The sequence below is a fragment of the Paenibacillus radicis (ex Xue et al. 2023) genome, assembly GCF_024722015.1.
Classification (GTDB): Bacteria; Bacillota; Bacilli; order Paenibacillales; family NBRC-103111; genus Paenibacillus_S.
Genome location: NZ_JANQBD010000007.1, coordinates 297,052 through 310,743, shown reverse-complemented (window position 1 = coordinate 310,743; position 13,692 = coordinate 297,052). Strand labels below are relative to the sequence as shown.

Annotated in this window: 15 protein-coding genes; 10 read left to right on the top strand and 5 right to left on the bottom strand. The window is 40.6% G+C overall.

What is annotated here, in order from left to right; all coding sequences use genetic code 11:
• Window positions 1-274 precede the first annotated feature (274 nt).
• The 5 genes from NV381_RS12120 (at window position 275) to NV381_RS12100 (ending at window position 4,138) form a co-directional block, all read left to right on the top strand.
• Window positions 275-568, top strand: coding sequence for a hypothetical protein (locus tag NV381_RS12120; RefSeq protein WP_258213540.1), 294 nt, complete (start codon window positions 275-277; stop codon window positions 566-568).
• 372 nt (window positions 569-940) lie between these two features.
• A complete protein-coding gene (locus NV381_RS12115; RefSeq protein WP_258213539.1) occupies window positions 941-1,900 on the top strand; it encodes a stalk domain-containing protein in 960 nt (319 codons plus the stop codon).
• Between the two features lie 236 nt (window positions 1,901-2,136).
• The gene (locus NV381_RS12110) at window positions 2,137-2,364 is read left to right on the top strand and encodes a hypothetical protein (RefSeq protein WP_258213538.1); all 228 of its coding nucleotides are present in this window, start codon (window positions 2,137-2,139) and stop codon (window positions 2,362-2,364) included.
• A 924-nt stretch (window positions 2,365-3,288) separates the two neighbouring features.
• On the top strand, window positions 3,289-3,564 hold the full coding sequence (locus tag NV381_RS12105) for a hypothetical protein (RefSeq protein ID WP_258213537.1): 276 nt from the start codon (window positions 3,289-3,291) through the stop codon (window positions 3,562-3,564).
• 403 nt (window positions 3,565-3,967) lie between these two features.
• The gene (locus NV381_RS12100; RefSeq protein WP_258213536.1) at window positions 3,968-4,138 is read left to right on the top strand and encodes a hypothetical protein; all 171 of its coding nucleotides are present in this window, start codon (window positions 3,968-3,970) and stop codon (window positions 4,136-4,138) included.
• Between the two features lie 253 nt (window positions 4,139-4,391).
• Here the strand turns inward: NV381_RS12100 and NV381_RS12095 are convergent, their stop codons facing one another.
• From NV381_RS12095 to NV381_RS12085, 3 genes are all read right to left on the bottom strand, one after another.
• The gene (locus NV381_RS12095) at window positions 4,392-6,326 is read right to left on the bottom strand and encodes a glycosyl hydrolase family 18 protein (RefSeq protein ID WP_258213535.1); all 1,935 of its coding nucleotides are present in this window, start codon (window positions 6,324-6,326) and stop codon (window positions 4,392-4,394) included.
• Window positions 6,327-6,572: 246 nt separating this feature from the next.
• Window positions 6,573-6,851: a YxcD family protein gene (locus NV381_RS12090; protein WP_258213534.1), complete on the bottom strand. Its 279-nt coding sequence runs from the start codon at window positions 6,849-6,851 to the stop codon at window positions 6,573-6,575.
• A 29-nt stretch (window positions 6,852-6,880) separates the two neighbouring features.
• Window positions 6,881-7,318 carry a hypothetical protein gene (locus NV381_RS12085; protein WP_258213533.1) on the bottom strand — a complete coding sequence of 146 codons (438 nt, stop codon included), beginning with the start codon at window positions 7,316-7,318 and terminating at the stop codon, window positions 6,881-6,883.
• A 169-nt stretch (window positions 7,319-7,487) separates the two neighbouring features.
• Between NV381_RS12085 and NV381_RS12080 the strand changes: the two genes are divergently transcribed.
• From NV381_RS12080 to NV381_RS12065, 4 genes are all read left to right on the top strand, one after another.
• Window positions 7,488-8,024, top strand: coding sequence for a DUF309 domain-containing protein (locus tag NV381_RS12080; RefSeq protein WP_258213532.1), 537 nt, complete (start codon window positions 7,488-7,490; stop codon window positions 8,022-8,024).
• Window positions 8,021-8,764, top strand: a complete 744-nt coding sequence (locus NV381_RS12075; protein WP_258213531.1) for a response regulator transcription factor — start codon at window positions 8,021-8,023, stop codon at window positions 8,762-8,764. Before NV381_RS12080 ends, NV381_RS12075 begins: the two co-directional genes overlap by 4 nt.
• Entirely contained in the window at window positions 8,757-10,202 is a 1,446-nt protein-coding gene (locus NV381_RS12070) for a sensor histidine kinase (RefSeq protein WP_258213530.1), read from the top strand. The genes NV381_RS12075 and NV381_RS12070 overlap by 8 nt, the downstream gene beginning before the upstream one ends.
• A 94-nt stretch (window positions 10,203-10,296) precedes the next feature.
• The gene (locus NV381_RS12065; RefSeq protein ID WP_258213529.1) at window positions 10,297-10,896 is read left to right on the top strand and encodes a hypothetical protein; all 600 of its coding nucleotides are present in this window, start codon (window positions 10,297-10,299) and stop codon (window positions 10,894-10,896) included.
• A gap of 85 nt (window positions 10,897-10,981) precedes the next feature.
• Here the strand turns inward: NV381_RS12065 and NV381_RS12060 are convergent, their stop codons facing one another.
• Complete coding sequence (locus NV381_RS12060; RefSeq protein ID WP_258213528.1) at window positions 10,982-11,542, bottom strand: beta-class carbonic anhydrase; 561 nt, start codon at window positions 11,540-11,542, stop codon at window positions 10,982-10,984.
• Between the two features lie 42 nt (window positions 11,543-11,584).
• The gene (locus NV381_RS12055; protein ID WP_258213527.1) at window positions 11,585-11,920 is read right to left on the bottom strand and encodes an iron-sulfur cluster biosynthesis family protein; all 336 of its coding nucleotides are present in this window, start codon (window positions 11,918-11,920) and stop codon (window positions 11,585-11,587) included.
• 113 nt (window positions 11,921-12,033) lie between these two features.
• On the opposite strand from NV381_RS12055, the gene NV381_RS12050 reads away from it, so the two are divergent.
• Window positions 12,034-13,554 (top strand): carboxypeptidase M32, encoded by a 1,521-nt coding sequence (locus NV381_RS12050; RefSeq protein WP_258213526.1) that lies wholly within the window; start codon window positions 12,034-12,036, stop codon window positions 13,552-13,554.
• The last annotated feature ends 138 nt before the right edge of the window (window positions 13,555-13,692 follow it).

The window sequence follows — 13,692 nt, the reverse complement described above, 5'->3', positions numbered from 1 at the left end:
TTTTACAACCGTAAGAGAATTCATGGTTCTTTGGGCTATGTTTCACCGGATCAATACGAGGCCATGTATTACAAAAAGGTTGTGTGATATCTCTTATTTGAGTGTCTACTTTCTTGACAGAGATCCAAAAATAATATTAAATTGATTTCTGCAATGAAACGTATCTTCTATTTGATACTATTGTTTAGTTTTTGTTCAGTTAGATAGTGTAAAATTAGAAGTTGTGTTATTTAAATATCCATTGGAATGTAGAATTAACTAAAGAGGGGAACGTATGAGCACAAATCAGGCAGAAAAGAAAAAGCATTTGCAGATGCTTTATAAAAACAATGTTGTGGTATCAATGGATGGGGATAGAATTATTGTGGTTCATAGTAAGAGATCACTGAAGCCTTTGGTACCTTTTGAGGTGAGCAAACAAGTATACGGGCAGTGGAAGCAGAGAGATAATAGAATCGAAGTCACGGATAAACCACTTAAAGAATTGTTTGACGTTGATATTCTTGGGACTAATAATCAATTAACACATATTACTGATTTTAATGAGATAGAGTTTAGCGAGGAATAAGTTATTGGGAGTCTGTAGATGCAAGTGAATAGTATACATACGAGTGGCTATTTAGAATTTAAGTAGTCGCTTCTTTGCGTTTGATTTCACATAAATAGGGAGGCACAATCATTAATCTAATAAATATCCATTTACTGGGTTTAAATTAAAATAATTCCACTGTTTTTAGTTTACGGATGGACAATATTAGATGAATTTGTAAAGTGTATCATAAATAAATGCAAATGTCAGTTAGTTCATACTGATAAAATAATTGTTTTCTGGGTTGTATAATACTTATAAGTTATTAACTTATATTTATAACTAGACTAGAATCCTGAAGTATTGGTAAAATGTACTAGGAGAATTTGCCTATACAAAGGAGTTGGTCTTGTGATTAACGTACCAAAATTATTAATTGTCATGATGCTTGTATTTTCTTTAATCTCACCTATGTCTGCACTTGCTGATAAATCAAATTATACTGTTTATATCAATAACAAGAAATTAGATAGTGAGCACAGTCCTTTTGTAGAGAATAATATTATCTATGTGCCACTCTGGAGTGTCTTAGGTCATCTTAATATGTCTGCTGAAGACTATGAAGGGGTTTTAAGGATTAATCATCCTTATAGGATCTTGCTAATTAAAGCAGACCAAAATCTAATGACTTACTTCGGAACAAGTATGGAAGTTAATTCGGTAAGATTAGATTATCCTGTTGTTTCTAAGGATTATGTACTGTATGCACCACTGGTCTTTCTTCAAGATTATGTAGATATGCAAATTGCGTATGGTGAAGATGGTAGAATTGATATCATCGCTGGAGACTATAGCAAGGGTGTGTCTTGGGCTAATACATATGGGAAAAAGCTCACTATAGAGAGATCCGCAAAGCAGTTGAAATTAGATGCTAACGCAGAAGAGTTTTGGAGTAAAAATCCAGTCCTATGGAGCAGCAGTTCATCAATTGGTTATAATTCTTTTGATGAAAAATATACCATGCAAACTGTGGTTAGTTATAGTGGAGCAAAGGTCACATTAGTAAATACTGAAAAGGAATATACCATTAATTTTGATTCTATGGAGACCATAAAAAGAACCTTTTTAACTTATGACCCACTTAGTAGTTTTACTTGGAATGAAAGTATTAAATCTACTATCCGTCAAGGTTATGTAAAGATAGGTATGACAAAAGAAATGGCAACCCTAGCTTGGGGTTCTCCAGATGACATCAACAAGTATTCCAGTAAATATAGTTATAACGAGCAATGGGTATATAGAGGGAGCAATTATAATAATAGTTACCTCTATTTCGATGAAACGGGGAAAGTTACTAGTATTCAAAATTGAGTCAGTTTGGTTATTTATTTATTTAAATTTATCCCTAATAAGAAAAATCATAGAAGAATTCAATATTAATTTAACAATACTTACCTTAGTCAGTATTTGTTTCTATGTTGTAAAATGGCATAAGGTGATGAAAATGTTTATTTCTCCAATGCTATTACAATATGCCAAAAACAATGAACCTTATAATTCCTCCAACCATGTAACTGAACTTAAGTTAGATTGTTGGAGGAATTATCATGTCTCATATGGATAAGCCGCAACTATACACGAAGAAGAAGAATAATGTAACCGATAAGTTTCCCGAATTATTAACTAACTGTCCTGTACAAATAGGTACGATTCTAGATGGTGAGCTAATTGTGACAGATCGGGAAGGCAATCCTGATTTCGAAGGCTTGCAGAAGAAATTTCAGAACAAAAAAGATAAAACTCCAGTTACATTTGTTGCGTTTGATATTATCTGATATAGAGGCATTGATGTAACTGGCGTACCCTTAATGAGACGTAAGGAGTTAGAGGAATCCTATGTTGAAAATGAATACTTTAAGAAAATGAAATAATTTGAGGGTAATTCAACAGATTATTTCAATATAGTACAGCAGAATGGACTAGAAGGAATTGTAATGAAGAATAAGAAACGTTCATGGTCTTGCAAAAGGTTATTAATTGGACATACGCTGATGTGTATATCGCTGGTTATCGCAAGAATGACTTTGGCTGGTTAACTTCAGTGGAGAATGAAGTCGGTTCGTTCTGTTGGAATAATTGAGCTAGGAGTTACACCGAAACATAAAGAGGCATTAAGCAGCCTTAGACAGCGTCTACTATATAAGGGAAACAAGAGTTTGGTGTATATGGAACCAGTGATTAAAGCGAAGGTTAAAACGAAGAACTGGACTAAGAATGGGATGCTGAGAAGTCCTGTGTTTTGCGATTTTGTAAATGAGCATTTTTGCATTGAAAAGACCGCTTTTATGCGGTCTCAAGCAATTCAACAATAAAGATACTAGTCTTGATTATTGTACTATTCTTGTCTAGTTTTACATAAATCCATTCATTTGTTCTGTCCGTAATAGTTCCCTTACCTTCACGAGTTAAAACTCTAGTTTCGTTTGATTTAACAGAAAATGGGTACTCAGCTGACTGACTTCGAAGTATTTTCCGCGGCATTCATACCATCCTTTAGATTTATTTTAATAAGATAATGGTATCATCCGAAGAAATAAATATCTGTTAAATAATTCACAGACAGAAGTACTCCTGATATGTCCAACTGATTAATAATGTGAAACTGGAACACATTCCCTTTGAAATGTAGATTTCATGTATTTGGAAGTAGTCTGTACTATTATTGCGTGGTATCATTTTCTTAAGGGGAGTGATGTCACTTGTTTACAATGGAAGATGTCTACATAAGCAATATTAATACATTAAATCAATCAAGTGATTTATTTCGAGAAGAAATTGAGTTGTATTTATCTGAAAATAATTTGATTATTGAAAATTATTCAATTACTAATAAAATCGGCACAATTGAATTATGTATAGATACTAAAGAAAGCCATAATTATTATTTTACATACAACAAAAGTAATGGGGATTATGGATTAATTAAAGCTACTCAAATAGTGTTCGACTCGTTGAGTGATAATGAAAAGGTATAATTGAATTTTATAGACATAAATCCAACAGAAGAACAAAGGATCTGCTTCACTCTAAAAGAAGAGTGACGGAGGTCTTTTTGTTTTTGAACACACTATGGGAAAAATTAGTATGAGACTTGAAAAAATTATTAAACTGAGGAATTAAGTTTATAGTGTCGCTGCTTCTTTATTAATTATTGCTAAAAATAAGGAGCCAATCTCTACGATTTTCAGAATAATTCCTTAAAATTCTACATATTACGACAAAAGTCCTTATTTTGTGAGGATTTTGAGAGACGAGCCATGTATAATATAGATATTTAGAACTACTTGGCATGGGTTTATATAGAAAGTTCAAATATGATGCCTTGATATATCATTTATTACCCATATGACAGAAATTCGCAAAATGGAGGGAAATTTAATGAATCAAATCTTTTTTAAGGAATTACGGAAGATTAGTTATGAGGATGATATGAGATACAAACTCCTCCTGCGTGGAGTAAAACAAATTCTTGAGAAAAAGAGGGAAGAAGGACTTCTTAAGAGAATGTTTCGCAAGAAAAAACATATTGAGGCAAAAGCTTGGAAATAAGTAACGGATAAAGGTTGTATGAGCGAGTTGGCTTAAGGCTTTCTCGCACCGGAAAATAGCCTATCATGCCCACCTCATTCGCTGGTCCGGTGCAGAAATCCCCTTCTGGCCATGCCTTGTGTTTGTGAAAATTTTGCATGTCATTCACCAATCACAGATTTAGAAGAACTGGAAGAGCTATAAGCTTGAAACAACACAAAAGCCCGACAAACTCCATCAGAGAGGGAGAGTCGGGCTTTTATCTTTTTATATACTACTTTTGTTGAAGCATCATTTTCCACAAATCGGCAGCATCATAACCAAGCCTCCATGCAGCTACTCCTGCAATATCATACTTCTTGGCGATTTCAAGCCGCGCTTTTACGGTTTCCTCATTTTCTAACCAGAACACTCGTTTATTTTCATTATCTTTATACTCAACCTTGTATTGACCGAACTTGTTGTCGAACGTTACTGTTGCCTTCTTGCTCGCGATCAACGCAGGCAAATCCTTCATGAGGAGCGCACGGTTATCAAGAAGATTTCCACTGCTGTCGACCTGCCATTCGCGAACATAGAACGGAATTCCCATAATCAACTTATCTCTTGGAATCCCATAAGCCAGAAACTCCTTAATCCCTTCCTCAACCCAATCCAAGCCTGCAACAGGTCCAGGCTCCGTGCTGCCTTTCCAGTACTGATCATAGGTCATCGTGATAATGTAATCCACAGTTTCCCCAAGCTTCTCATGATCAAACGCCGTTTGAGCATTCCATTTCACGCTTCCACGCGGAAGGTCTATCGAAATGAGCAAGCCTTTGTCATGTGCAGCTGTGGTCAAGTTCTTAATGAAGCTGGTGAAGGCAGCGCGGTCCTTGCCAGAAAGGCTTTCAAAGTCAATATTAAGCCCCTCAACACCTAAGGCAGCGCCTTTATTGACTAAGGTCTGAATAAATTTATTTTGTGCTGCGGTACTCGATAGAAATTGACTGGTAAGTGCGGAATCAAACTGATTGTTTACAAGCGGCATAACCTTATGGCCCTGGGCTTGCAGCCATGCAACTGTATCTTTGTTCGATGTATCCGTTACTGTTCCAGAGCTATCCGCAAGACTGAAGTAAGTAGGGGAAACGACATCAAGTCCTGTTGTATTGTTCACTTGACTTCGAATGGTGTCATTACTGGAGCTTCCGTTCCAACCCCAGAACTGTAAATTTCGGTAATTATCCCAGATAACCGAGCTGTTATCCAACAGACGGATGGAAGCGTTGCTGTAGCCCATAGCATAACTTAATGCGTTGGAGATACTGGAATAATCAGCAATCCATTGATCGCTTTGGTACACTTGATAATAAGGATAATTAGTCCAAATGACGCGTTTGCTTGCTGAGAGGGCAGGGTCTATATTTACGATTTGAGTATGGTCAAACTGTTTGGCATAAGCGATTGCGTCATCCAGATTCAAAAAAGAATTCAAGTTTGCATCGTACTGGTACACTTGATAGTTTTTCACATTGGAAAAAACGATCTGATTATTCATTTGGCTGTTAACAATGGTAGAGTTGCTCCATTTCAAAGATTCATTAACTGCATCCTCGAGATAGGCAAATGACCAAGCGTCACTAGTAGATGTGCCTTGATAGACATGATAGATTCGATCCTGCGATGAACGCAGCTCGGCTTTGCGGGTGTCAGGGATATTGTCCCATACCCACTGGTGGCTGCTTAACTCAATAATATGAGTATTGCCCCACTTTTTTGCTTCTGCCATGGCTTCATTCAGAGTGCTAAACTCCCAGGAATCGAGTGTAGCATCACCTTGATATAGTCGGTACTTCGGGTAATTGTTCCAGACCCAGCCGTCGGACTGAAGGTCACGGACACTGGCGTGTCCCCATTTGGAAGCCTCACGGATAGCTTGATCCAGTGTGGCGAACTCCCATGCGGAGCTGCTTAACCCGCTCTGGTACACCTTATACCGAGGGTAATTGTTCCATAGCCACTTGCGTGTAGAAATTTCTTCGACATGAGTGCTAGTGTATTGCTTGGCGTAGTTTTCAGCCGATTTGTAATCTGGTGTTTCCATCAGAATATGGTTGTCCTGATAAACCCGGTATTTAGATGTTTTGTCCGCGGCCATCGCTGTACCGGTTGAAGAAAGGAACAGTGCCAGAACGGACGCGATTAATAAGGTATTGCGCTTCAACATGCATCAGCCTCTTTCTACTATATCTACTAAATTAAACGCAATAAGGTACTAGTAAGTTGCGTAGGAAAATAGTAGAAAGAAGATTCACTCTATTTTGTTACAATATCTTGAATAACATAAAAATCCCCTGTCCGGTTGACCGGCACAGGGGATTGTCTGCGTAAATAAAAGTATAGATTTCACTAATCGGCTAATCCCAACTTTGGACAAATCGTTCGTCCTTGAGGATGAGAAGTTAGTAATCGATTAAACATTAATATCTGCGACGATTTCCTCTTCCAATTGCAGATGGATTTGGTCACGGAACACACGAACGTTTTGCTGTGTTAACAAGTAACGCTCGATAGCCTCCAGTATATTCGCCGCAATAATAATTTGGCTGCGACCTTCGGCGAGGACTTCTGCAGAGAAGCCGTAGTCCTCATCCCACATCATCTCAACCTCTATCTGATTCGGTTGAAGCCGTTTGCGTTCGGCCATATGCAAGCATATGGCATTAATGATTTCTTGCTCTGATAGTCTCATGTTTAAATGACCTCGTTAATCGACCGGGATTAGTAGCGCTTAGGCTCTTCATTAAATTTACGTTTGTTACGGAAATGCTGCACAATTTTGATTACAACGGCGACCAAAGCCACTACAGCCAATACATTGACCAGTAAGCCTAAGATGTCACCAAGAGCTCCCAAGTTGCCGAATAAGCCGCCGAACAACATACCAGCCAAGCCGCCGATCAACAAGCCTTTCATCAAACCACCGCTAAAAAAGCCAGGCTTCGCAGGTGCAGCAGGATTAGTTGCAGCATTCGGTGTCTTTGTAGCGCTAGTGCTTGGATCCGCTTTGTTGGCACCGCTGTTCTGACTCGGAGTCGTGTTCGAATTAAAGCTTTTCTTACCACCACTGTAAGACTTTGCAGCGTCTACAACGCCTACGGCACTAAACGAAAAGGCAATCGTTAACGCCAGCATAACCATGGATAACTTTTTCCACATACCATTAACCCTCCATCTTAATTTTGAGTAAAATTATACCTCATCCATTTAGTACGAAATATAGGTTCAAAGGTTTCAGTTTTTATCCCTTCTTGATACAATAAGAATATCCATTGTGTGACAAGACTAATCATTTATTAATTTATGTAGATACAAAAGGCGGGAAATCATGTTCAAGTATCCTCAAGCTTATATCGATTATTTAATTTACTTTCATTCACAGAGAGATTTTTTTGAATGCCATGAAGTGCTTGAAGAATATTGGAAGGAGCATCCTGAGGACCCGTTAGCTACGGCTTATGTCGGTTGCATTCAAGTCGCGGTGTCACTTTATCATCAGCGCAGAGGGAATTTGGCGGGTGCGGTGAAAATGCTGCAAAGTTCATTAAATAATCTCACCGATCCTGATCTAAATAAGCTTGGCATAGAGCCAGAAGGATTTCGCAGACTGCTCACGGATCGATTGCTGCAATTGACTTCTCCTGGCTTTCAATATGAGGATTTTAATATTCCATTGGCAGACACTGAGCTGGAGAAAATTTGTATCATGAAGAGTATGGAAAAAAATTTGGTGTGGCAGTGTTCCAGTGATTTTGCGAATACGTATTTGATTAACAAGCATACCTTAAGAGACCGTAGTGAGGTCATAGCGGAGCGGGAACTGAGCCGGCAAATTAAACAAGCAGCAAAGAGGGTAAAAGAATGAGCAGTGTGGCTGAGCTTAAGCTGGGAAAAATCATTGTAGTTGATGACGAACCTAATATTGTGGAAGTGATCAGACTCTATCTTGAGCATGCCTCTTATGAACCGGTTATTACATATCGCGGAGGAGAGGTTATACAACTGCTGAGGTTGCATCAACCAGCTTTGGTATTGCTTGATGTGATGCTGCCGGACTATTCCGGATTTGAGCTTTGTGCTCACATTCGGAGCGAGCCGGGAGCGATTGCTCAAACGCCGATTATCTTTCTCACCGCCAAAGGCGAGTCGATAGATAAGCTGCGGGCTTTTAATCTAGGTGTGGACGATTATATCGTTAAGCCATTTGATCCGAATGAACTGATCGCGAGGATTAAGGCCGTGCTGCGACGTACTCAATCTCAAAGCGTAGCTGTCAGTCCGCAGTCCGAATCCGTTAAGAAGACACTCCGATTTGGCGCGCTGATGGTTGATCCTGCCCAGTACAGGGTTACATTGGCTGGGGAACGTATGGATTTAACTCCCAAAGAAATCGAGCTGCTGCATTTTCTGGCTTCCAATCCCGGGAGAGTGTATTCCCGAGAAGATCTGCTTGGGTACGTGTGGAATTTCGACTTTAGCGGCGGTACTCGAACTGTAGATGCTCATGTCAAAAATTTACGTAAAAAGCTAGGCGCAAGCCCGGATTGGTCGATCCAAACTTTGTGGGGGATAGGGTATTCGTTCGAGGTGCCGCGCCATGCTTAATCATTGGCTAAAAAGCTTTTACATCAAAATATTTTTATCGTTTTTAGTTACTTGTATATTGTTTTTTGTAGGCTTGGCACTGTTTTGGAATTCCTATTTTACGGACTTGTTTTATAAGGATAAAAAAGAACTGCTCTCTTCCAGATTCGGTGAGGTGTCCAAGCTGCTGCCGTCGGTCCAGGAAGGAACCATCTCAACTCGTGAGCTGCGGTTTGGGATTAGGATTATTTCCAGAAGTATAAATGGAAGCGTGTGGTTAGTCGATGCCCATGGCGTGGTGTTAAACGGCTCTTCCGAGAGGGAAGGATCCGTCATTCCCAAAGTGATGGACACTTTGTTTATCGAAGGGTTAAAAGGGAATTCTGGCTTCATTGCCAGTCAATACAGGATTGATGAGCGCGCCAGAGATGGCCTGTTAACTTATTATGGGCCAGCGCAGATGAATGGCAAGCCGATTGTCATTTTCTTGAATGTGCCGGCTGTCGAAGTGAGTGAGGCGCTTGCCGCTGTGCGCTGGAACATTGTTGTACCCTTATTATTTTCGCTGCTGACGGTTGGAATTATTCTTTATATGCTATCCCGCAAACTGGCTGGACCGCTTCAAATGATGAACCGTGCAGCATTGGAACTGGCAGGCGGTGATTTCTCAGCGAGGGTGCCGGTAACTTCAGACGATGAGGTAGGAGAGTTGGCCAAAAGCTTCAACTTTATGGTCGATCAGCTCGTTCAATGGGAGGACGCAAGACAAGAATTTCTGACTAACGTATCTCACGAGCTGCGATCGCCGCTCACTTCATTGCGCGGTTTAATTATTGCGATGAACGATAAGGTCATTCCGGAGGGAAAATACGGTCACTATTTAAAAATTTGCGATTATGAAGTACAGCGTCTGCAAAGGCTTGTTAATGATCTGCTGGACTTAGCCCGAATTCAGAATGGGATGGATGTTTTCCGACTGCGGCCGCTTGTACTCAATGAGAAAATCGAAAAAACGCTGGACCTGCTTAGAACAGCAATGAATGATAAACAGATTATGCTGCATGAGCTGCTGCCGGATGCTAATCATGTGGAAGTGATCGCAGAATTGGATCCTGACAGGTTTGCACAAATTTTGCAAAATTTACTTTATAACGCTATCCAGTTCACCCCTTCTGGTGGGAGCATTTTCGTTGAACTGTACTCGGAGGAGGGGGATGCTGTCATAGTCATTCGAGATACTGGCATTGGAATGGCAGAGGAGGAGCTGAACCGTATTTGGGACCGCTTTTATAAAGTGGAGCATTCCAGGGCCTCCGGATCTGAAGGAACAGGCTTAGGTCTGACAATTGTTAAGCATTTGGTTAACGGAATGAAAGGAACCATAGCTGTTTCAAGCGAAATTGGTGTCGGCACAGAGTTTACTTTGACCTTTCCATTGAGCGAAAATAGATGCTATTAATTTACATATTTTTCACAAATCACTCACAGTTTAATCAAAGTTAACCCTTATTCTGTCTCTAAGAGTTTTCGATAGTGAGAAATGGGGCTGGGTTATGAATGCAAAGCGTCTGTGGATTGCAGTCTGTGTTATAGCAATTACAATGAGCGGCTGTGCAGCTTCTGCGACACCAGTTCCGTCTGTAGCATCACCCGCTAATACTGCTCCTACGAAGGAAAGGCTGGACGACATCCAGAACAGCCGTGAGAGAGAAATGGTACTGTTGTTTCAAAGTTTATTACAAATGAGCAAGCGCGACTATCTGAGTATTAACACTAAGCAGGCGGAGAAGCTGCTTCCCTTAGTTAAAAGTAACAGTAACGACGGAGAGCTCGGATTATGGGATCACGATAAAATTATGGCTATATTGACGGATGAGCAAAAGCACTATGTAAATGATTTTCTGGAAGAAACCAATATCCGTAAGGATCATTATAGAGAGCTTAAGGAGCAGCCGGGGATAAGTGAAGAAGAACGGTATAATATGATTAGTGAATTTATTTCAAAACGAGCCCAAGAAAGAGATGGGCAGACACCTCCCCCTCGGCATAATCCTGATGAAGATACACCAGCTGGAGTTGGGCGCGGATCTGGAGGGAAAAATATTGAACAGCAGCTGATCGATATGCTGGAGGCCAAGCTGCGCAAGGAGTAGAGAAGATAATAAAGAAGGACTGCGGGGATGGTTAGCCAATCCGCGCAGTCCTTTGTTTTCTAATATAAGGTTTTGTTATCTACTGTCAATCACCGCAATCGATGACATCGAGACGACCCGTCTCCGGGTGTATAATCAAGCCATGAACAAGCAGGTTTTTGGGCAGCAGAGGATGTTTTCGGATCAGGTTCACGCTATTTACAACCCCATCATGTACGTAATCGAAGCCGGTAAGGAATTTGTCCAGATTGATGCCCGCATTTCGCAAGGTGGCGATCATGTCGTCGGTGACACCGCGGTTTTGCGCTTTTTCAAGCACATCCTGAGGATTAAGGCCGGTCATTCCGCATTCATAATGTCCTACAACGAATACCTCTTCCGCGCCAAGCTCATAGACGGCCACTATTATACTTCTCATGACGCTTCCGAATGGATGGGTTACTATAGCTCCAGCATTTTTGATAACTTTAGCATCTCCGTTACGTAAGTTCATAGCTCGCGGCAGCAGCTCGGTTAATCTTGTATCCATACATGTCAGGATGACCATCTTCTTATCAGGAAATTTGGTAGTGCGGAACTGCTCATATTCTTTAGTCTCAACAAATTGTTGGTTGTAATCGATAATGTTAGACAATAAGGTTGACATATATTCCCTCCAAAATATTTTATGTAAAATGGGCTCCTACCCTTAAAGCTGCTGTTCTCTTTTGTCTATAAGAAGCATATTGGCATTATAGATTTGTCCACTGCTCTTTAAAACAAAACTCCCGCGGCCAGCTTCATAATCCAAAGTCATTCGGTCCTCAAAATAAACCTCATGCTTTTTCTCATACACCAGTTCAAATGGAGTACCTTCGGCTCGCAACTCTTTATCCTCGGCGTGATTGACGATCCATAAGGTAGGTACACCATTGGCAGCGCAGCCGCAGCCTTCCGAATCATACACAAGCTTTAGCTCCCCGGCACCGGTGGTCATTTTCTTGTTAATTTGTTCAATGGCTTGATTAGTGAATGTGATGTGCATAGGTGTCCACTCCTTTTCTATCTATATATTTTACCATAAATACGTATAGATTTGCTTCTCTTTTCCGTACACAGTATGATCAAAGAAATACGATTAAAGGAGAGTGACGGTTCATGACAACCAACGGGTTTACACAGAAGCTATCTGAGTTTAAAGAGTATTTGAAAATAATGAAAAGCTATGAAGAAGCGGTGGGGTTAATTTACTGGGATATGCGAACCGGTGCACCTAAGAAAGGAATCTCTGCGCGCTCAGAAGTTGTTGGTGTTTTATCTGGAGAATTGTTCAAGATGTCGGTTTCTGAGAAAATGGGAGAGATGCTGGCGTATTTGACTGATAAGGATCATTTCTCCAAGCTGGATCGAATTGAGCAAAGAATTGTAACTGAATCCAAAAAGGATTACGACCGCAGCAAACGAATCCCACCACAAAAATATCAAGATTATGTTGTTCTGACTGCACAAGCAGAGTCCGTATGGGAAGACGCTAAACATGAATCCGATTATGCCAAATTTCAACCTTATCTGGAGAAGATTGTTGCGACAAACCTCGAATTTATAGAGCTGTGGGGCTATGAAGGACATAAATACAATACATTGCTTGACATGTATGAGCCGGGAATGACAGTAGCTAAGCTCGACCAAGTATTCGGAGCGCTTCGTGAGAAAGTAGTTCCGTTGCTTAGTGCCATCCAAGCGTCACCGCATCAACCAAAGACAGATTTCTTGAAACAGACCTTTGATAAAGAGAAGCAGAAGAAATTCAGCCTATACATATTGAAACAAATGGGATATGACTTCGATGCCGGGCGGTTGGATGAGACGGTTCATCCTTTTGCAACGGGGCTCAATCCTGGTGATGTGCGCATTACTACCCGCTACCTGCTTGATGATGTGAACAGTGCGTTGTTTGGTACGATTCATGAGGGCGGTCATGCGTTATATGAGCAAAATATTTCGATGGATTTGATCGGCACACCGCTTTGCACAGGAACATCCATGGGAATACACGAATCGCAATCGCGGTTCTGGGAAAATATGATCGGGCGCAGCCGTCCTTTCTGGAAAAGGTATTATGGCGACTTGCAAAATAACTATGCTGGGCAATTTGACAATGTGCTTGTCGAAGATTTTTATCGTGCCACCAATGAAGTAAAACCATCGTTAATTAGGATAGAAGCAGATGAGCTGACTTATAACTTGCATATTATGGTGCGTTACGAAATTGAGAAAGAGCTGTTCAGTGAATCTATAAGAGTAGCAGATCTGCCTGAGATTTGGAATGAGAAATACAAAGACTACTTGGGAGTAACACCAGCAAATAATGGGGAAGGGGTGCTTCAGGATGTACATTGGTCCGGTGGCGCTTTTGGTTATTTCCCGTCTTATGCACTCGGTAATATGTACGCGGCCCAGATGATGCGCACCATTCGCAAGGAATTACCTAATTTCGACGGGTTGATCGAAGACGGCAATCTGCTGCCGATCAAGGATTGGCTGGCTGAGAAGGTTTATCGCCACGGTAAAGCACTAACTCCAACCGAGATCATCACGTCTGTGACCGGTGAAGAATTGAATCCCGATTATTTGGTTCAATATTTTAACGATAAGTACGGGGATATTTATAAGCTGTAAGCATGGGTATACTCGGAAAAATATTGCAGCCAGTTCAGAACAATTATCGTAATTGAGAAAAGAGCCCCAAGATCAGAAGCGGTGAGTCGCATCTGCTTGGGGCTCTTTGGTTATATGGAGAGTTTGAGAGTAGAAGAA